Genomic DNA, 21,430 nt, shown 5'->3' with positions numbered 1-21,430 from the left:
TGTACCGCCATGCAGAAAAAAGCAGCTCCCGTGCCGTGGAGCACAGGAGCTAACAGCAGACTTTCCGTCAACGCTATTGATAGCGTCGTTGCATAGCCTTCGAAATCACGTTAGGTTTTTTATTTTTTTGTCTAATGTTTTTTGTCTCCGCAGTTACGGGTGGCCGTGATGACGTCGGCGCGCCCACAATAGAACTAGACGTTGAAGACGACATTTCATCTATAGGTGGTCTTGTCCGTTGCGTACCAACGTAAGAGGGATTGTTAAACGCCAAATTACCCCCTCGATGAATCTCGTCATGAGCTGCATGTAACCTTTCTTGTACAGATGGAGCTATCTCAGGTTGCTTTCCCAACGTATGACTTATAGCGTCCCGATTACCTTTTTTATTCAAATACGCGCGCGATACCATTACCTCACCGGTAGGTTCGGGTGAGGGTGGTGTCGCACTCCTGGGCACTTTACTTGCTGGTGCTTTTGGAGGGAGACCCATTCGCTTTGCTAGCCAATGCAAGAAGCGATACCCCCCGGTCTCGTCCAGAAAGTTGATGGGATCGTTCCCGCAATACGTATATGTATTCCATCCCCCCCTCCCAAACGGGCTCAATCTATCCGGGCTCTGAAAGCGCATCTGTTGTGAGCTATATGCCCGATGACCATTGCCCAACAAATAACTATTGGTTTGTGCCTCCCGCAATTCTCCATTGAACCCAAGACAACTGCTCACCAGGGCATCATCCGCGCAATAACCATAAGGCATGTACTTGAGGTGCTTGCGCGCATCCTGACTCACCTCGCACAACACACTGTTCTTCTCATCACCGGCCAGCAACAGGGACTTTGGGTCAGCACCTGCCTGGTGCTCGGCGAGCACAATCCCGTCCGCCCGCACGAAGGTGCTGCTGTCAGCGCCTTGAATCCGGTTTGCCAGGTCATCGCCCCGGTAGAAACGCCGTTCCTGTGTGCCGCCGTGGCGGGCGCCGCTCAGCCTGTCCAGCGGGTCATAGTCATAATCGTCGGCCGTATCGGCGCTGACGCTGCTCAAACGACCCAGGCTGTCGTACGCCAGCAAACGCCCGACTTCGTCCCGCAGCAGATTGCCGTCAGCGTCATAGGGGAAATCGATCCGGTCCGGGTAGTCCGGATCTCCAGGCCGTGGAGGACTCAGTTCATTTCGCAGCCCGGTCAGTTGGCAAGGGTCGTGCTCATTTTCGTACTCGAAGTAGATCGAATGGCGTCCCCCCTCGAATGTGGTCTCCACGAAATCCAGATTGTCCTGGGCATCGAAACCGAACATCTGGCTCTTGATGGCTTTGCCATAAGGGTCCACCGGTGGCTGGCTACCGCTGCAGTCATAAAAGACCAGGCGGCCGCGCTCATCATAACTGTACATTTCGTCACGCAAGGTTTCGTCAGCCCCGCCTTCAACCCTTTGCGCGAGAGTACGCTGAGTCAGCCTGTCGACCTCATCGTAGGTCTGGCTCAGCGTCTGGGTGATCCCGTTACCCAGATGGAATGTACGCAGCACCTCGCGGCCGAAGTCATCGTACTCAAGCTCGGTTATCAGCCTCTGCATGCCATCGCAGGTGTCGATTTTCGTCAGTTCGCCTGCTTCGTCATAGGTAAAGGTCGACTCAGTGTTGCCCAGTCTTGTGGCAATCAGCCGTGCGTTTTTTTCCTCGTCGTAGGTGTAAGTCTGGGTTTGTCCCAGAACATCGGTATAGCTCAACAGTCTCGCTAGCCGACTGTACCCGTAATGCATCTCGAAGCTCTCGAACGCCCCGGCGGCACCCTCACGTCGTTGCTCGCGCCGCTCGCTTTTCAGTTCACCGGTGCTGAAATAGTCACGGACGAGGTTATGGGTGATGCCGTCTGCATCGACCTCCGCGGTTTTACGCAAACGCGCATTCTCGGCGTCGTACTCATAGATGGCGGTACTCTCGAGCGCGATGCGCTGCTCCGGATCCTCACCCAGTTCCGGCCGGTAGACATAATCGGTTTCCACGCCGCTGGGGCGCTTGACACGCTTGGGCTGGGTTTGGCCTGGATCGAAGGAGTAGACGCTTACACGCCCTCCGGTGATGGACTGGGTCATCCGGTCCAGACCATCGAACGCCTGCTCGCCCAGGACACGACCGTTGACACTGATCTTGATCGGCAAGTCTTCGCGACTATGGGCTGCGTATTCTCGCTCGACCTCGTTGTAGTCCGGCAAACGGGTTCTGATCATGCGGTCGAACGCATCATATTCATAGGTCGTCCAGTTGCCGACCGCATCAAACTCCTCGGCGGTTCGCCCCATGCCATCGTAGTGGTAAACATGTTCGCTGTACGACCGAGTACCAAGAGCGGAAGGGTCATCACCCAGGTGGTAGCGGCGGACGCTGTCAGGTTTGTCGAACAGATTGTTGGTGGTCACGATTTTCCCCCTGACCTCCCTGTCCTCGCCCTCTTCGTCCTTGATACCCAGCCATTGTGTGGTCGTTCGGGTGATCGGGTCGGTGACCTCGTACTCCTCGACAGCGTCCGGGCGGATCACCCGGCGTTGTTCGCCCCAGTCGTCGTAACTGTAGAGGCTGGTCAAGGAAACATCCTTGAGGCCTTCCCAATCGATGACGGTCTCGCGGATCACCTGCTCCCGATTGTTGTAGCTCGCCCGGTAGATCTTGCGAGGTTCTGCATTGCGATCAAAGCCAGGGGTATCGGCATCCTGGCGGGACTCCTCGATCACCCGGTTAAACCCGTCCAGCTCGGTGGTGGTGACCACGCCCTTGACATCACAGGCGGTTTGCTTCGCCCGCTGACCGACATCATTGGTGAGCGTATAGGTATAGGTTCGGCTGGCTTTGTATTGAGTTGAATTCGGTGCCACGGTTTCCTTGGTCACGCGGCGCAACAGGTCGTACTCGTAGTCAATTTCAACATTGGTGTCGTCATGGGTACGCAGCGACTCACCGCTGAGCAAGGAGTCCAATAGCGTAATGCGCTTGCGTACCGACTGTGCCGATTGGTCGTCAAAACCGATCGTCTCACTGTCGGTGCGCAGTACAGCTTCACCCGTCCGGGCAAAAGTTTCCGGGCCGTACTGGTAAGCCGTGGTGGTAGTCTCGCCGTTGAAGGTGACTTCGTCGCGCAACTTGCGCCCGTGTTCGAAGGGGTTGTTCGGCGCGTCGATGTAGCTGAAGGCTGTGCGTTGCAGAGGTAGTTGTTTGCTGCGGTTGAGCTCTGTCAGGGTTTCAACGGCCAATGCCAGCCAAGTACCGCGGCCTTCCAACCCCTGATAACCGGCATAGAGGTATTGGGTTTGCAGTACCCGTGCCGCGCCGTACTCGGACGGGGCCGGGGTCACGGTCATGCTCTTGAGGCTGCGCACGAAGTCCTGCGGGTCTCGCGGGCACAGCACGTTGCTATTTTCATCCTTCTCGCCCTCGGCCTTGTACCAGGTACTGGTCTCGGTCACGCCCGTGGCGTTGACCTGGACCAGCAGGTTGCCGAAGTCGTCATAGGTGGTGGTTACCGTTTCCGTGCGTTTATGGGCCGGGTTGCTTTTGCTGTACCAGGTCTGGCTCGCGGTTTCCGGCAACTGGCAGTACGCCGGCTGGTGTTCGAACTCGGTGTCCGGTTGCAGGTGGTAGAGCGTGTCGTTGCGCAGCACGTTGTCGTTTTGCGTGGTTTCTTCAACCGTCATCAGGTGAAAGCGGTTGAAGGTGCGGCTGATGCTACGGATCGCCGTGTCGCTGTTGACGTCCCACAGCGACTCGATGCTGCTGTAGACATAGCTGTCCGAGGCCCGGTAAAGGTTGTCCAGGCCGTCATCGCGCCAGACCACGTCGCTGCCATACCCCAGGAAGTTGTGGTGATCGTCCGGGTAGCTGTAGCGGGTGACGACGATGGCCTCTGGCTCGGTTCCGGGGTCGTTGTGATGGGTGTCGACCCGGGCCAGGGTACGGCCCTCGGCACCGGGAAAGTAATGCGGGATCTGGGCGTAGGTGATGGTCTCGACGCCGCCCACCGGGGTTTCCACACGCTTGATGCGCAGTCCGCCGTCGGGCTGCAGGTCGTAGTCGAACCGCCAGGAGGCCTTTTCCTCGGTGGGCAGTTCGATCCGGGTCACCCAGCGATTGGTGCCCATTTGCAGGGTGAACAGCGCTTCGTAAAGGGTGCCGGGGTGCAGGCGCAGGAACAGCTGGTCCCGCGCCTCGGCCTGCTCGAGCCTGAGCAACGCGGAGCCGTCGGCATTGTCGATGGCGACCAGGCGGCGACCGCGGCCTTCAATGTCGTAGTAGAGGGTGACGACGTGCCCCTGGGCCGTACGCATCTGGCAGGGCAGGGCTATTCTGTCGGCTCCGCCTTCGCGGAGGATCTCCTCCAGGCCGGACTTGTGCACCACGCGATAGAAGCCGCCGCCGTCGTTGAAGAAATGGAAGCTGTCGAGTTTTTTCTCGCGGATATCCGGCTGCCCACCGCTGCCGGTGACCTTGAAGGTCTCGCCGCTGCTCAGCGAAAGGATCTGGTTGGCCGGGTTGTACTGCGACAACTGCAGGTCCCAGCCCAGGCCGAAGCCGCTGTCGGTGGGGTTCAGCGGGCTGAAGCGCAAGAGCAACGGGATGTCCGGGCCACACAGGTTGTTGGCCTTGAGCGGTGGCAGGTTGAGGGTGCAGGTGTACTGGCCGGTGCGAGGGTCGGTGCCGGTTTCGACATAACTTAGAAAGTTAAATGCATTGGAGTGCAAAGAGGTAGACGCGGTCATGGTGTTCTCCTGAATAAACTGACAGTCCAATTAGCAATACTCTATTCAACGCGACGGCTATCGTCGTGCTGAAAATATCAACATCAGTACTTGACTGTTCTCAGACTGTTGCGACTGTTGGCATCTTTGAAATGAATTTTTACTCGGTGGCGATTACCATAATGATCATGAATAATCAGATCCAGACCCGTCGTGTAATCCGGCTCGCAATTCAAATCGAATGCCCAGTACTCGCAGCGGTGAAGGCTGAGCATGAACTGACCAGATGGAATCACGAATGATCGATCAATTTCTTTATCAGGCCTTATGGACTCTGGCATGCGTGCATACAACAGCGGGTCGAAATGCAACTCCCTGCTACCGGCGTAGGCATAACCGGTGAAACTGCAGACGTCCTCTGCAAACTGCCGGCTTTCCCACTGGACCATGCTCTTCGCCGCCAGGAATTCAACTTTTTGAATGGGAATAATCACCCGATCAAGTTCCAGGCGTAACAAATAATAATCGACTGTGGTCAGGTCTTTGTCATTGCCATCGTTCTCAAACTCCGGATTAAAGCCTTCATCCGTACCCGCCATCCGTTTAGGGATCAAGGTATAGACACTGCTCGAGAAGTCCGTTGGCTCTTCGCAGCGCAATGTGATCGTCCGTTCCGGCATTGAGGGGTCGCCCACGCCATTGGACAAATAGGTGATGCCATTATCACCTCGTAACGATGCGGCAATTTCCAAGGTGCCCACGGCTCGGGACTGGACATAAAACAACGCGGAGCGCTCGTGAGGCACCGCCCCATCAGCCGCTTGCAGATTGCCCGTGACTACCGGGTACGGCTCGTAATCGTTGGCTTCAAGGTTGTACGCCCACCCCCCACCTTCAGGCACCCCGGAAGGACCGACACGATCAAGTGGCAGCCATTTGCCATTCTCATCCTTGCGCAGCAACTCGATACTGGCCAGCTCTTCTTCAGAGACGTTCACGGGTTTGCCTCCGACCTCTTTGGGCTGGACCGAAACCGTGACATTGACCTGCTGCAAACCATTGCCATACAGGCTCAACGAGTTCGAACTCGAGGTGAGTTTGATCCAGCTCAGCTCAGTCCAATCGGATGCTCTGGCGAAGTTGGACAGGTGGATAATGGCGTAGCCCCTGTGCGCCAGTGTTCCTCGACCGTAGGTCGCCTGCACCACGCTGTAGGGCGACTCGATGGTGTCCGGCGCGGTAAACAGGCCGGTCTCCGGGTCCACCTGGCCATCGCCGGCCAGCACCTCCCACACCAGGTCATAGGGGTCGATATCGCGGTCAGCGACCCGCAACTGGGTTACGGCCCCGGCCGGCAAACCCGGGTGAAATCCAGGGTCGACTGGCAGGGCGAAGGTTCTACGCAACCACAAAATGCAGGCGCTGGTCTTTTCACCGCTGGAAAGATCCTCGACATCGATCACCACCAATCCACCGGCCTGCTCCCCAGGTGTATCGGGCAATGTATAGAGGGCCTCATCGCCATTGGGCTGCAATGTGCCAAAGGGTTCGCGCAGGGTCCATCGCAAGGGTCCGGCGCCCAGGTTGGCAGCCCTGAACCTGACCGGCTTGGCATCGGAAAACTCCAGCGTGGCAATCGATGGGGTAACGTTCAGGGACTCCACCACCACCGCCACCATGGCCGAGGCCTCACGCAGCAAGCCGTCATCACCGGTGTAGGAAGCCGTCACGACATAGCGCTCGGCCAGCCCCTTGATCAGCGAAAGATCGGGTGCCGTGAACAGGCCATTCTGGTTGATCACGCCCGGGACTTGCTCACCATCGATATTGCGCGCCGACCAGGTCATGGGGATCGCTCGCAGTGTGAGCTGCTTGACCTCGAACTGCAGGCTGGTACCGACTTTGACCCGGGCGAATAGAGGCTCAAGGGTGAAGGCCGTATGTTTCGGGTCGATGTGCCCGACCAGGAACAGGTCGCCGGGTAGCGCGGCCTCGGTCAGCAGCAGCGCGTTCTGTTCGGGGAAGAGCAGGTGGTTGAGGTGGAAGATGTTGATGGCGGGGGCTTCAAGTCCCTTGAAGGTCTCTCTGATAGAGCTTCTGACGGGACCAAGCAGATTTTGTATTCTAACTACATATGCATAAGAAACATAAGGAATTAGCCTCGCTTCAATATTGTCAAAGACATCAAACTGAGAACCGACTTGAGTGCCAAATACTACGACGTTGTCTACCGCAGAAATGACCGCTTTGATCTTCACCCGAATTCTCGGCATGGTGGCGCCGTCAACTACTTCCTCCCACGGCAGCCATCCAGGAAACAATACATCTTCGTAGATATAAAACTGAATTGGCTTATCAACTACCCACTCATAAGCAAGTATTCCGCTGGCGGAAAAAACACGAAATGCGCTCTCAGGTTGATCACTTGCAAACAACACTGATAATGGCAAGGTGTTTTTCACATAGCCTTTGCCCGAATTCCAGGCCCCTTCATCCCATTCGTAATAGACATCATCAACAGGAAAACCACCCGCGACTGCACGCAACGATCTTGCTACATCATTTGATAAGCTCTCGCGTTGGAATCTCAAATTGTGGCCAATCGTGCTCATCAAATACGGTTCAACAAACCAGTCAAACAGCACCCGACTCGCCAACACCAACGACCCGGAATAAATAGCCACGCCGGTCTGAGGATCACGGTCATCGGGAATCAGATAGGGGAAATTACTGCCGTCCACTGGCAACGACCCATTGGTAGGGTTGTTACGGGTACGGATAAACAGCACCACCGCACCGTCCAGGTAGCTGTCGGACAATACGTCGTTGCCGCCCGGGGCCATCTGGGTCCGGATTGCAAACTCTCGTGGCACCAACAGATCGTCGTCGTTGAAGTCCAGCGTCCCCAGTTCATAGACCCTGTCTTCCGCCGGCAGTGCCCGGTACAGACGCGCAAAGAACGCCCCGAGTGCTTCCTGGGCCAGCGCCTCATCGACCAGGTTACTGCTGAAATTGACGGCGTTGCCCAAGTCAAGGATGACCCGCCCCTGTTCCTCGACCGTGCCGCTCGAGGCAAACAGATCGATATCCGCGTAGACCTTGAACCCGTGTTGCGGTGTAACGTTGAAACTCTCGGTCACCCGCGAAGGCCATCCGGGTACATTCACGCGCTGGGATACCGTTCCTGACTCGACCTCCATCGTCAGTCGCGCACGCGAGTTGCTCAGCGTCGCATTCTCGAATGACAGACGTGGCTGGCTCAACACCAGGCCGGTGAAATCGAGCATGGCATAACCGTTCGGCGTTATCTTGACCTCGCCGAATATTTTCTTGAGAAAACTATCCCGTTTCAACCTGGAGATATATTGCTGTTCAAGCAACGCATTGACCTTGGTCCTGTTCATCGTGACGATGGCATCCCAGCCACGAGTAACAGACTTGCCCTGCATACGCTCGCAAAGACCGATAAACGACTGATCCAACATGTTCATGCTCCTGTTGAGACGTGGTACAGGCAACGCTGCCCGTGGCCACTTCCCGGCAATCGATATGTACGGCAATCAGATACACTGGCAACCAGGGACTCAACTGTCTTTTACAGCCACCAGTTCATTGCGATCGGTATTGGACTTGAAGTCTATTTTGACCGCATGCCTGTTGCCATCAATGTCATGCAACCTCAACTTCAAGCCGCTGGTATAATCGGGCTCACAGCCCAGGTCGAAGTTCCAGTACTGACAGCGATGCAGGCTGACTAAAAACATCCCTTCGGGGACTGAATAACCTGGTTTCAATACCTTCTCGGGTCTGATTCGCTTGTCCACTTCGCCTTCCCCGGGTGCGGGTGGATCCGGCATCCTGGCATACAACAGGGGATCAAAGTTCAATGTATTACTCCCTGCCTGGGCATAACCGGTAAAACTGCAGACGCCTTCCTCGAACTGTCGGCTCTCCCACTGAACCGTACTTTTCGCTGACTCGAACTCGATGGTTTTCAACCTGATCAAGCTATCGCGCAGCTCTAATTTAAGGGTGTAATAGTCAATGGTATCCAGGTCGTCGTCGTTGTGTTGCCCACCCGCCACACGAACAGGGGTCATGGTGTAGAAACTGTCCGCATAATTGGTCGGTGGTAGTGGTGTAATCTCGATAAGCCGCTTGTCCGCTACCGAACCGCCGTTTTCATTCGAGTAGTACGGCAAGCCGTTATCACCTCGCATGTAAGCGGCAATCTCCAATTTTGTATCGGCACGCGTATGGACATAGAAAGTTCTGCTACGACCGCTCCGAACGCGCCCTTCTCCTGCAATCGATGGCTCGTCCGTTGTGCCTTGATACTGCCGAAACTCGTTTCTTGTATTGCTGTAACCCCAAGGGTCCCATGAAATACTTGAGTCCTCGGGCTTGGGGGGCACGCCGTCTTTGCTTACTTGCTTGAGCGGAGCCCAGGCTTTTGTGACCAGGCGAATGCTTTCCCATTCTTCATCGGTAATCTCGACGGGAACCCCATCGGAGCCACTCTCGGGCTTGACCTCGACAACGACATTGACTTGTTGCATCCCGTTGCTCAGTACCCGGGTCGAGAGCGAGTCGGTGGTCAAGGTGAAACTTTGCAATCTGTTCCAGCGTGGTGCTCTGGCGTAGTCGGATAAATGGATGATGCCGTACCCTTTGTGTGCCAATGCACCGCTACCGATGGTTGCCTGTACGACCGCATAGGGTGAACGTATCTGGCCGGGCGCCTTGAACTCCCCCGTGCACGGGTCGACAGTACCCTCGCCGGCAACCACACACCAGGCAACCTCGTCAGGTTCTACCTCGTCGTTATCCACCCGCAATTGCATGGATGCTTTCGTCGGCAGTCCCGGATGAAAACCCGGTTTGACTGGCAAGGTGAAAGCTCCCTTGAGCAATATTATGGAGGCCACCACCCTGTTACCGCTGACGAGGCCTGTCACCTCGATCTCGATGGGCAATAAAGATTCGCTGATTGTCGACGGTGGCGTGTACGTAGCGTTGTAACCTGCCACAACCAGGTCCCCCGGACCGTGCGCTGTCCACTTCAACTCCTCATCCTTCAAGACGGATACCTTGAGCGACACGGGGTCTGCGTTGTTCACATCAATAGTGAGCATTGATGGCGTCACGGTCATGGGCTCGACGACAATCACCACCAACGCCGACGCTTCACGCAGTTCCCCGGTCTCGACATCCCGATAGGACGCCGTGACTACATTGCGCACCGCCAACCCTTCCATCAGCCCGGCATCGGGGGCGGTGAACCAACCGTCATCGCTGATTTCCCCCGTCGAGCGACTGCCATCGATGCCGCGCACGCGCCAGGTGATGGCTCGCGTTTGCGATGCCAGCTGTTTAATTTCGAACTTCAGGGTTTCACCGACTTTCACCCGACCGAACAGCGGCTCGAGGGTGAAGGATGTATGTTTCGGGTCGATATGACCGGCCAGGAACAGGTCGCCGGGCAATGCGGCTTCGGTCAGCAGCAGGGCGTTTTGTTCGGGGAAGAGTAGATGGTTGAGGTGGAAGACGTTGATATCGGGAAGGACCATGGATTTGAATGCTTCCATGTGCCTTTCGACTTCCGCGGTTAGTAATTCGCCCGTACGATTAAATATCCACGTTGGCGTATCATTACTGTAATCAGGGGCTAGCCACTCACCGCTAAAACTGTATTGATACACCTCGCGCAGGAATGACACTGTGTCCTCGGCAGTATTGACGACAGACTTTAGCTTGATACTCAACTGAGGCTTGGCGAAACCGAAATAACCGTAACTCTTGTCGCCAATACCGAACAGGTTACGGTCTTCAAACCACAGGGGAATGGGCTGATTACCTCGCCATGTACACTCGAACATGGAGTCTGCGCTTGTCGAAAACCTGAGCGCCGAAGCGGCTGACTGATTGTGAAATGGAATAGTGAAAGGACCGTCATTCCAGACTGCCGAGGTGATCTTGGTGCCCGCCCCCCACGTGTGCTTATGCAAAAAGTCCTCCAAATGAAAACCACCCGCCACGGCCCGCAATGACCGCGCGACATCATTGGATTGCACATCGGATCGAAGTCGCAAGTTAGTGGAAATCGCATTCATCAAATAGGGTTCGATGAACCAATCAAATACCACCCTGCTCGCCAACACCAACGACCCGGAATAAATAGACTCGCCTGTACCAGGATGACGGTCATCCGGAATATAATAATCAAAATCACTCTCATTTACTGGCACCGACCCGTTGGTCGGGTTGTTGCGAGTACGGACAAACAGTACCACCGCACCGTCCTGGTAACTGTCGGATGACACATCGTCACCACCCGGTGCCTTCTGGGTCCTGATTTCGAACTCACGCGGCACCAGCAGGTCATCGTCGTCAAAATCCAGCATGCCCAATTCATAGACCCTGATTTCCGGAGGGTAGCTGGTGTAAAGCCGATGGAAAAATTGCCCGAGCGCCGCCTGCGCCATATCGCCTTCCACCAGGTTACTGGTGAAGTTGACAGCGTCCTCCAGGTCGATAATCACCCGCCCTTGTTTCTCGACAATGCCCGTGGTTTTACGCAGGTCGATGTCTGCGGATACTGTGTAACCCTGCTGTGGAGTCACCACGAAGCTGGAAGTAACACGCGCAGGATAACCAGGAACATCCAGCCGCTGATTCACTGTTCCGGCTTCAACATCAAAGGTTAATCGCGCCCGAGAATTGGCCAGTGTCGCGTTCTCGAATGACAACCGCGGGTGACTTAACAACAATCCGCTCAACTCCAGGACCGCATAACCCGCGCTGTCGATGGGATGCTCGCCAGAGATTCTTTCTACGAAACTGTTCTTGTTGAACCGGGCAATGTATTGCTGCTCGAGCAGCGCATTTACTTTGGTCCTGTTCATCGTGACGATTGCATCCCAGCCACGGGTAATCGACTTACCTTGCATCCGGCGGCACAGGCCGGCAAATGATTGATCCAACATACGATATGCTCCAGCAGATAATTAGTTGCTCTCGCCAGCATCGCCCCAGGCAGCTGATGGGTTGTGCTCATCAAACATACGCGGCGTATTGGAATAGCGACTGAGCGGTAACAGCAAAGCAAGAAATCCATAGTGTCCGAGAGAGCCCCGACCAATACGAGCAGTGATAATGGCAAAGCTTGTTTTATCAGAAGCCGGCTCTTTGTAAATGCCCGTCCTCACATCCAACTCCCCACCACCATCCAACAACGTTAGTGTGTACTCCTCCGGATCGAGTACCTCGTCATTTATCAGCACCTGCAGTTTTACTTCACCGGACGCCGGATTACTTGAGTCAGCCACTTTAAGCATCAACGCAGTTGAGAAGTTAGGAACCAGTATCTTCAATACTTTCGGTGATCCGTTTGTCGCTTGAACCTGAATCATATCGAGGGTAAATGCATCGCTGCCCTTTGGTCCGGCCTTAAAGGTACGGTGATGGGGGTTGACTGGGTCTGGCGTCAACGTCGCACCCAGTTCAGGCTTTAACAATGTCCACTCTGGAGCACTGCCGTCTATGGTACTGGCACTGAATGAGGTCTCATGTCCAGGGGCGAGCACCTGAAAAATCGGATTTACCGCAATGGTGCCGTCGATGATCGATACCAGCGCCGAGGCCTTGACAGGTTGATTATTCTGGCTGCCCTCAGCCGTTATCAATACCGTGACATAACCTTTACCCAGGGCACTGAGCGCAGGGGCCCGATACAACCCGCTAGCGCTGATAGTACCAACATCCACGATGTCGCCATCGGTATCCTGGACACTCCAGAGAATGTTCGATATCCCGTCTCCATACACATCGAACTGCTGCTCTTTCCCGGCTTCGATCAACGATTGGGATGGGGTCAGGGTCATGCTGGTCCGGACCGGGTCGATATGGCCGAACATGGCAAGATCGCCCGGTACGTGCGCATTTAACAACTGAAGGGCGTCATGACCATTAAACAAGAGATTACGCGCCAGAAAGGTGTCGATGCCCGGAATATCGATTGAGTTTAAAGTGCCCCAGACATTGGCAATGGTCTTGGCAGAAATCTGGCTTTGACTAACTTCTTTCAGGTCCCGGTTCCAGGGCATATCGTTCGCATCGTGAGGATTCACGTGAACCGGGAATGTGGGAAAACTATTGGGCGTTAGCTTTACAATCCCTCGTTCTCCCTCAATTTTGGCTTGTAACTGGAGGGTGCCCGTGAAATTCAAGTCAAAGTAAACGTCTGTCCAATATTGATTTTCCGGAAAGGGCCTGAACGTGGAAACCAACGAACCATTCCAGCTTATCGTGAGCCAGCTGTTCTGCGCATATACCCGATGTCCTACATCGTTGGAGGCTTGATAAGAAAGAGGAATTCTGAAATTGGTCACGCTGCATCGAAGATTCGAAGGCTGGCCGCCCGGAGTCGTCAGGCATTTGAAATAAAATGACCAAGTATCATCCGTCGTTCCGGATATCGCTTCCAGCGTACTCGCACGATCGGAGGTCGACGGATCCACTTTATACGCCAGCCCCTTTCCTATAGTCTTGGTCAGATAAGGAGAAAGTATCTTTTTGAACAATACCTGGCTCGACAGCAACATCGTCCCGGAATAATTATTGAGCCCATCAGCCCGCGGAATCGGGTACCTGAATCCATCAGGATTACCCGGCTGCGGCATCGGAGGGATATCGCCAACGGATCCTCCTTTAAACTGGATGAACATCAACACCCCCCCATTACCATAATCCACATCAGCTTTGCGGTCCCCCGATGGGCTCGCCATGGTGCGGATTTGAAAGCTTTCAGGTGTCAGGACATCATTCAATTCACCGCTGAGACCACCCAGTGAAAAGATTTTCTGTTTAGGGGTAAGACTTTGAAAGAGGGTTTTGAACATCAGGCCGACAGTTTCCTGCGCGAGGTCACCGATCACAAAATTTGCCCTGAAGTCCTCTCCCGCGGCAATGTTCAATGTGACTTGCCGTTCATTAACCGTGCCTTGCGTGTTTTCCAGTGGCAAGGTCATGGTCAATTGCGGACCGCCAAGGGGCAGTACTTGCTTGATACTGTCAACTCGCGGCGGCAGGCCGGCCGCCGCGAGTTTGGTTACAATCAACCCGCCGACCATATCCATGGTCAGATCAGCCCGGGATGAGCTCAGGTTGGCATTGGCAAAGGACAACTTTGGAACACTGAGTTTCAAGCCGTATAAATATTCTGTTGTATAAACACTGGAGGAGAGCCCGATGGTGATTGACGGGATATAACTTTCGCTATTGAACCGCTCAACATATTGCTGGTGCAACAATGTATTGGTTTTGCGTCGATCATAAGCAACAATTGCATCCCAACCGTAGGTTTTGGATTTCCCGTCCATCCAGGCTAGCAACTCTTGTACCGTGTAATTAGCCATTTCCATTCCCCTTGAACTTCACGACATTCGTTAATTCCGCTCATCCGCGTTCAAGCTTGCAGCCTCAATGGCAGTGACCTGAAGGGCGTATCCGATTCATTTTCATCGAAGCTGACAATAAAATGGATCGTGAAGTCCTTATTGAGCTCCAGCGGGGCCAAGTGCTTGGGCAGTAATCGCCCGCGAACACCCGCACTCACTTCTGTGGACGTTACTCTGCGACGTTCGATGATTGTTTCATTTACACCACTAACACCAGTCAGCCACATCTCGATGTATTGCGTATCCGCGAGATAAATCCACTTCGCCGGATTAAAGTAAACCTGGACCCCCGACTCGGGTACGTCGGAGCGTTTGAGGGTACCGGGGTTGCCTGTACTGGCTTTTTCACAAACCAGGGTGCCCAACCTAATCTGAGGGATTTTCAGCACCCCCAACTTGTAGCGTTGAGATTGGGAATCAGGTATTTCAGGATGAGTGTCCTTTTTCCTGACGCTGTAATAAATTTCTACGATCCGGTCAATGTTTGCCGGTATCGCCTGGGCAGGAACCTTGAACTTTTTCGGCTGGCCTACCACGGGATCAGCCTCAACCAGTTCACCGAAGCCTTCCCACCACATTCTCACCGTGGCGTCGTTAGGTAAACTGACTGAGCCCGGGACGTTGACAGTGACACCGGTGGACGCAAAAAATTGAGTATCCAACTTTCCGTGTACGGTGGTGTCCCCCAATTCAACGCCCTCGACAACGACTATGGTCAGGTTCATTGGCACTAGTACATCCAGTAGCAATATGTCGGATGCACCACTGGCATCGGCTCGAAGGAACTGATAACTGATTGAAACCGGCAGGCCGTTATTCGCCTGAAGCCATCCATGCTCAAGCAATACTTCGATTTTCCCCGTATCAAGGCTGGACATATCTATTTGTTGGTGCCTGATAACAGTTCGGTCCTCCCGATTTCCAATACCGTACACCACCAGCCAATCACCACTGCGCAGACCGGGCCACGGCGGGATCAATAACGTAATCCCTTGTGGAAAAGCGCTGGGATCCAGCTCATTCCCTGAGAAATTTTTAATCCGTGGTTGCTCAAGCCGACGCGTGCCTGGGGGGGTAATCAATAATTGTCGGGAAGCCGAAACAGCGGTGGGTTTCAACGTGGGTGCCACATAGTTGATGGTATAACTCAGGCTGACTTTCCCACCTCGGACTTTTACCGCCTCGGTTCGTGAAATCAACCAACTCATGACCTTTCCTACATGAGTATTCGTTATCCGCAGCATACGAGTTATGGCGGGGAGTTGGGTACCGTCCTGGCGCTCTCCTTGCCAACGAAGTGTCACAACATCACCCGCGGCCATGGCCCGATAAGGGGAGGCTACCAGGGTAAGACTCGACACCGGAAAATCCGGGTCAAGTTGTTCGTCATGGGATTCCTTTACTTGCGGTGCCGACAGAGCGTCTGGTTTCCCGACACGAAAAAATATCCGCGATGACTCTACTTTCTCGCCAGGCATTCGCTCCAACAAGTAGGAGTAAAAGACTTCTCCATTGACCAGCCTGCGCACCAGAGAGTTCTCAATCTCCATCGGCATGCCAAGCGTCGGATCAGCAATAGCGCTGTCATAATGAATAGGCAGAACACCCCCGTTGCCGTAGTCGACTGCCTCACCTTCGGCACCACGCCCCCACCACGAAGGGTAAAGCAAATCACCATCGATTGGACCATCATAGCCGGCGTAGGTGATCAGATCGGCGCTGCCCAGCTCATCAGGATCAATGGCGTTATTCTTCAAATAAACAGGAATAACCGGTGCAGGTGGACGACTGCTCATAACACAACACTCCCGTGACTCAGGAAACCTGCTTGTTAACGTTGAACCGTTTTTACGCTTGTTTCCTGGCACTGGGAACTAGCAGAACTGCTAGGTTGTACGAATGCTTTTTGCTGCTAGTGTAACGGTGAAAATACAAGCCATCCCGCCACCGTACGATGACGTGGCCAACCACTTGCGAAAGAGGTTTATCGTTATGTTATCAATAAGAAACAGCATTACCGGAGCCACACTAATAGTCGCGTGCATTTGCTCAGGCCCGGCCACTGCACAAACTTCTTCAGCTGTTAATTCTTCGACAGAAATTTCAGCCTATCCAGATGGAATTATTCAGTTTTTCCAAGAACCCGAAGGTGGCGGCGGCGGAGACGGCAAGCTTCAATGTTCACTCACTTTTGTCAGTGGTACTTACTCATTCAGGTATGACGAAAACAATTGCAAAGGAAAGTGGGACGACGTTACCCGGGTCAAAGTTATCGGCATTCCCTCCGCCAGTACATTCACACTCTACGACGATGAAAACTGCAGCGACAGGGATAATCAGGTTTTTATCTATACGTTGAAATCGGTCAAGAACCCGACCACCACAGACCTGTCAATCCCTATCAAATCGATGGTACCCACCCCGGTCGGGCAACTGCTGCCAGGTACCACGCTGAGAATGGAGAAAAATCACTCCTTGAGGGATCCACGAGATCTGCTGGGATGTGTGCGAATCGTTCGTTCAGCCGTGCCCGATAGCAAGTAACCAGAACCTGGCCGCGCCTCTATTCCTCATGATTACTCTATCGGCCAAGGTGTTCCGGCCGGTTTGCGGAGAGCACCATGACCGCTTCCACCTCATTACACTCCAACGCATTCAATTTTCTGAGCCATGTCAGCACCGGCACCGACCCTCGCACCGGCCAGTACACCTGCACCCTCAACCTGCCACCACTCAAGGCCAACAACCTGTGTGGCCCGGACATCCCGCTGCTCCTGCGCTTCAGCCCGCTGAACCCCACCGACAGCGGCTTCGGCCTGGGCTGGGACCTGCAGTTGTCGCAGTACAACCCGGCCAACCAGATCCTTTCGCTGAGCACCGGCGAGACCTTCAAGGTCACCGGCAGCGGTGGGCAGCCGGATATCCGCGAGAAAAAACTCGACAGCTTCCATTTCTTCAACGACGGCGGCGGCTTCTATCGCGTGGTGCACAAGTCCGGCCTGGAGGAGATCCTCCGCGAAGGCGGAGCCGACAGAATAGCCCTGCCCTGCCAGATGCGTACGGCCCAGGGGCACGTCGTCACCCTCTACTACGACATTGAAGGCCGCGGTCGCCGCCTGGTCGCCATCGACAATGCCGACGGCTCCGCGTTGCTCAGGCTCGAGCAGGCCGAGGCGCGGGACAAGCTGTTCCTGCGCCTGCACCCCGGCACCCTTTACGAAGCGCTGTTCACCCTGCAAATGGGCACCAATCGCTGGGTGACCCGGATCGAACTGCCCACCGAGGAAAAGGCCTCCTGGCGTTTCTGCTACGACCTGCAGCCCGACGGCGGACTGCGCATCAAGCGTGTGGAAACCCCGGTGGGCGGCGTCGAGACCATCACCTACGCCCAGATCCCGCATTACTTTCCCGGTGCCGAGGGCCGTACCCTGGCCCGGGTCGACACCCATCACAACGACCCCGGAACCGAGCCAGAGGCCATCGTCGTCACCCGCTACAGCTACCCGGCCGATCACCACAACTTCCTGGGGTATGGCAGCGACGTGGTCTGGCGCGATGACGGCCTGGACAACCTTTACCGGGCCTCGGACAGCTATGTCTACAGCAGCATCGAGTCGCTGTGGGACGTCAACAGCGACACGGCGATCCGTAGCATCAGCCGCACCTTCAACCGCTTTCACCTGATGACGGTTGAAGAAACCACGCAAAACGACAACGTGCTGCGCAACGACACGCTCTACCACCTGAAACCGGACACCGAGTTCGAACACCAGCCGGCGTACTGCCAGTTGCCGGAAACCGCGAGCCAGACCTGGTACAGCAAAAGCAACCCGGCCCATAAACGCACGGAAACGGTGACCACCACCTATGACGACTTCGGCAACCTGCTGGTCCAGGTCAACGCCACGGGCGTGACCGAGACCAGTACCTGGTACAAGGCCGAGGGCGAGAAGGATGAAAATAGCAACGTGCTGTGCCCGCGAGACCCGCAGGGCTTCGTGCGCAGCCTCAAGAGCATGACCGTGACCCCGGCCCCGTCCGAGTACGGCGCGGCCCCGCAGCTGCAAATCCAATACCGCTATGCCGGTTATCAGGGGTTGGAAGGCCGCGGTACCTGGCTGGCATTGGCCGTTGAAACCCTGACAGAGCTCAACCGCAACAACCAACCACCTCTGCAACGCACAGCCTTCAGCTACATCGACGCGCCGAACAACCCCTTCGAACACGGGCGCAAGCTGCGCGACGAGGTCACCCTCAACGGCAAGACCACCACCACGGTTTACCAGTACAGCCAGGCCCGTCATGCGCGCAATGGTGAACCTGTCCAGCGTACGGTAAGTACTCTGACCGGCTTCGACGGCGTGCAGAAGAGCACCACCTCGGAGCACTCGCTGTTCACCGCGGCAGCACTGCTCGATCATGATGACAGCGGTGTGAAAGTCGCCAACCAGTATGACCTGCTGGGCCGGGTAACTCATAACACCGTGGCAGAGGGCAGCGACTATGCGGCCAGCCGCATCTATAGCTATACGCTCGTCAACAAGCTGGGGCAGCAGGCCGAGCAACACTTTACGGACGTCAAGGGCGTACAGACCCGAACCCTGCTCGACGGATTTAATCGGGTGGTAAAAGAGGAACTGATAGGCAGCGACCCTGACGACCCGCAGCGGGTCATACGGACCTACAGCGCTCGCTACAATGCCCGCGGTCAGTTGAGCCAGGATACGGCGTATGACTGGTGGGAGCACGACGGGCTGTTGGAGGAACGCGCACTGACCACCCGCTACCGCTACGACGACTGGGGCCAGGAGCATCGTGTCACCGAGTCGAACGGCGTCATCAGCGTCACCCAGAACGACCCGATCACGCTTGAGCAACGCACGTGGCTGGAAAGCGACGATACCCCACCCCGCCTAAGTGAACGGACGCTGACCACCACCAATCTGTTTGAAAAACCGGTCAAGGTTCAACAGCTCGATGGTCAACAAAAAACCGTCAGCGAACGTGAGTACTTTTATGACGGCGTGGGCAATTGCGTTAAACAGTATGACGAAATGGGTGAACCCACCTTGTTCGCGTACGACCCCTTGTCGAGATTGTCCACCACCACCCTGCCCGATGGGACGCTCATAACCCGGCACTATGCCGAGCATTCCCCGGCTGAGCTGGTCGTGAGCCTGACCCTGAGCCCGAACGGTGGCGTCACCGACACAGTGCTCGCCGGCGAGCAGGTATTCGACGGCCTTGATCGCCTGACATGCCTGAACGTAGGCCCGCGTACCCTGCGTTATGAGTACCAGGGCGGGAACTTGCAGGCCTGCAAGCACATCACCGCCAAAGGCCGGGAGATTGCCTACGAATACCAGTTGGGCCTGACCGACCAGCCCACGGCCATCATTGCGGAGGATGAACACGTCAACTTCACCTATGATCGCCACAGCGCCCAATTGCTGCGCTCGCGGAACGACCAGGGCGAGTATGTGTTTGACCACGACAAGAGCGGACGCCTGCTCGGTGAACGCTGGATCGAGGCCGACATTACCCTCAAGGAAACCCGCTATACCAGCTCCCCCCGGGGACTGCCGGTGAGCCGTACGGAGTACGACGGCTTGATCACCACCTATGCCTATGATCTGCAAGGCAGGGTTGAGAGTATGCGCCAGGGTCAATTGCAGACCACTTTCAGTTACAACAGCCTGGGACAGTTGCAATCGACCCGCAGCGAGGACCTGCACGCCGGCAGTGTCCTGCTGACTGACTGGGTGTACGACGAGCAGGGTCGGGAGAGCCAGCGTACGCTGGCCTTGAGTGGGCATCCGAGTCAGACGTTACTGCAGACCTATCGCCCCGACAGCAAACTGGCGACCCGCCACGTGTACGAAGGCAACCGCCCCCTGCTCCTGGAAACCTTCACCTACGATGCCCGAGGACGTCTCGAACATTATCAATGTACGGGTGAGTTGTTGCCCAGGGACCGATACGGCAATGCAATCGTCGATCAGCTGTTCGCGTTCGATGCACTGGATAACATTACCCACGCCTGGACCACCTTCAAGGATGGCCGTTCGGATGAAGCCTTGAGTGAGTTCGCCCCGAACGACCCCTGCCAATTGGTGAAAGTCACCCACACGCATGCCGATTATCTCAAGGAGTTTCCTCTGGGTATCCATTTGCACTATGACGCCGATGGTCATCTGCAAACCGACGAGCGAGGGCATTCCCTGCACTATGACACCCAGGGCCGCCTGCTCGCGGTCAAGGAAATGACGGGGAACGCGATCAGCCGTTACCGCTACGACGGCCATGACCAGTTGCTGGGGGTCAAACACGGCACCGACAGCGAAACCTTGCGGTTTTATCAGGATGATCGCCTGAGCAGTACCCGACAGGGTGAAACCCGCATCAATTACTTCTATGGCGACGATCAGCCAGTGGGCCAGCAAACCGTTGGCGACGACAGCCTGACGCTGTTGTTCCTCACCGATGCCAAGCACAGTGTCCTGGGCGAAAGCCAGGGCGACACCCTGCGCAGGGCGGTGTATGACGCTTACGGCGAACGCCACAGTGACGAACCCATGCTCAGCGCGCTGGGCTACAACGGTGAAGTACGCGAAGAGCAGCATGGCTGGTACTTGCTGGGCAAAGGCTACCGGGCCTACAACCCGCACCTGCGTCGCTTCCACAGCCCCGACTCGTTCAGCCCCTTCGGTACTGGCGGGATCAACCCGTACCTGTATGGCTTGAGTGACCCCATCAACCATCGCGACCCGACGGGTCATGAAGCCTTGAAGCAGTACGCTTATGAGTCGATGAGATCCAGTGTGAATGGTCTCCAGATCGCTACGCTGGCCATCATGGTAGTGTTTGCCGCGCTCGCTATTATCGCCTTGCCGGGCTCGATCAAAGCGCTCGGTACCGTGGGTGTCCCCTTGATTAAAAAGGTGATGGCCGGACTGACGGTAGTCGGTGCCGTGGGAGACAGCACGAGTGTTGCAACAGGTGTAGGCGCGGCGGTGACGAAGAGTCCAGCTCTGAGTAGAGCCAGTTCAATATCTGGGAGTGCAAGTATGGTGGGGGTCGCGCCGATGTTAGGAAGCCTTGGGAAGGCGACGTTCAAGAGTGGCGCTAATCTCTTTACTGATCAACCAGCGTTCAAACGCCTTAAACGGGACTGTCAGATATTTTGTGTGCGGGCCGGTAACGGCCTGCCGTTAGGCAGGCCATGCTTTACCAGGTCGGCCTG

Annotated in this window: 7 protein-coding genes; 2 read left to right on the top strand and 5 right to left on the bottom strand. The window is 55.7% G+C overall.

Annotation, left to right across the window (positions count from 1 at the left end):
* Positions 1 to 73 precede the first annotated feature (73 nt).
* The 5 genes from AC3WQN_RS21255 to AC3WQN_RS21235 form a co-directional block, all read right to left on the bottom strand.
* A complete protein-coding gene (locus AC3WQN_RS21255) occupies positions 74 to 4,750 on the bottom strand; it encodes an RHS repeat-associated core domain-containing protein (RefSeq protein ID WP_492589254.1) in 4,677 nt (1,558 codons plus the stop codon).
* A gap of 83 nt (positions 4,751 to 4,833) precedes the next feature.
* Positions 4,834 to 8,214 (bottom strand): hypothetical protein, encoded by a 3,381-nt coding sequence (locus tag AC3WQN_RS21250; protein WP_103402240.1) that lies wholly within the window; start codon positions 8,212 to 8,214, stop codon positions 4,834 to 4,836.
* 99 nt (positions 8,215 to 8,313) lie between these two features.
* Positions 8,314 to 11,715, bottom strand: a complete 3,402-nt coding sequence (locus AC3WQN_RS21245) for a hypothetical protein (RefSeq protein WP_103402239.1) — start codon at positions 11,713 to 11,715, stop codon at positions 8,314 to 8,316.
* Positions 11,716 to 11,736: 21 nt separating this feature from the next.
* Positions 11,737 to 14,145: an Ig-like domain-containing protein gene (locus AC3WQN_RS21240; RefSeq protein ID WP_146038405.1), complete on the bottom strand. Its 2,409-nt coding sequence runs from the start codon at positions 14,143 to 14,145 to the stop codon at positions 11,737 to 11,739.
* A 50-nt stretch (positions 14,146 to 14,195) separates the two neighbouring features.
* The gene (locus AC3WQN_RS21235; protein WP_103402237.1) at positions 14,196 to 15,983 is read right to left on the bottom strand and encodes a hypothetical protein; all 1,788 of its coding nucleotides are present in this window, start codon (positions 15,981 to 15,983) and stop codon (positions 14,196 to 14,198) included.
* A gap of 103 nt (positions 15,984 to 16,086) precedes the next feature.
* Here AC3WQN_RS21235 and AC3WQN_RS21230 point away from each other — a divergent pair, with 103 nt between their 5' ends.
* Together AC3WQN_RS21230 and AC3WQN_RS21225 are read left to right on the top strand one after the other, a co-directional pair.
* Positions 16,087 to 16,731 (top strand): hypothetical protein, encoded by a 645-nt coding sequence (locus tag AC3WQN_RS21230; protein WP_146038404.1) that lies wholly within the window; start codon positions 16,087 to 16,089, stop codon positions 16,729 to 16,731.
* A gap of 77 nt (positions 16,732 to 16,808) precedes the next feature.
* A partial coding sequence (locus AC3WQN_RS21225; protein WP_492589252.1) for an RHS repeat domain-containing protein occupies positions 16,809 to 21,430 on the top strand: 4,622 nt, incomplete at its 3' end.

Source organism: Pseudomonas sp. FW300-N1A1 (genome assembly GCF_058789115.1).
The sequence above is the reverse complement of the archived record's forward strand: the minus strand, read 5'-3'. Positions and strand labels throughout refer to the sequence as shown.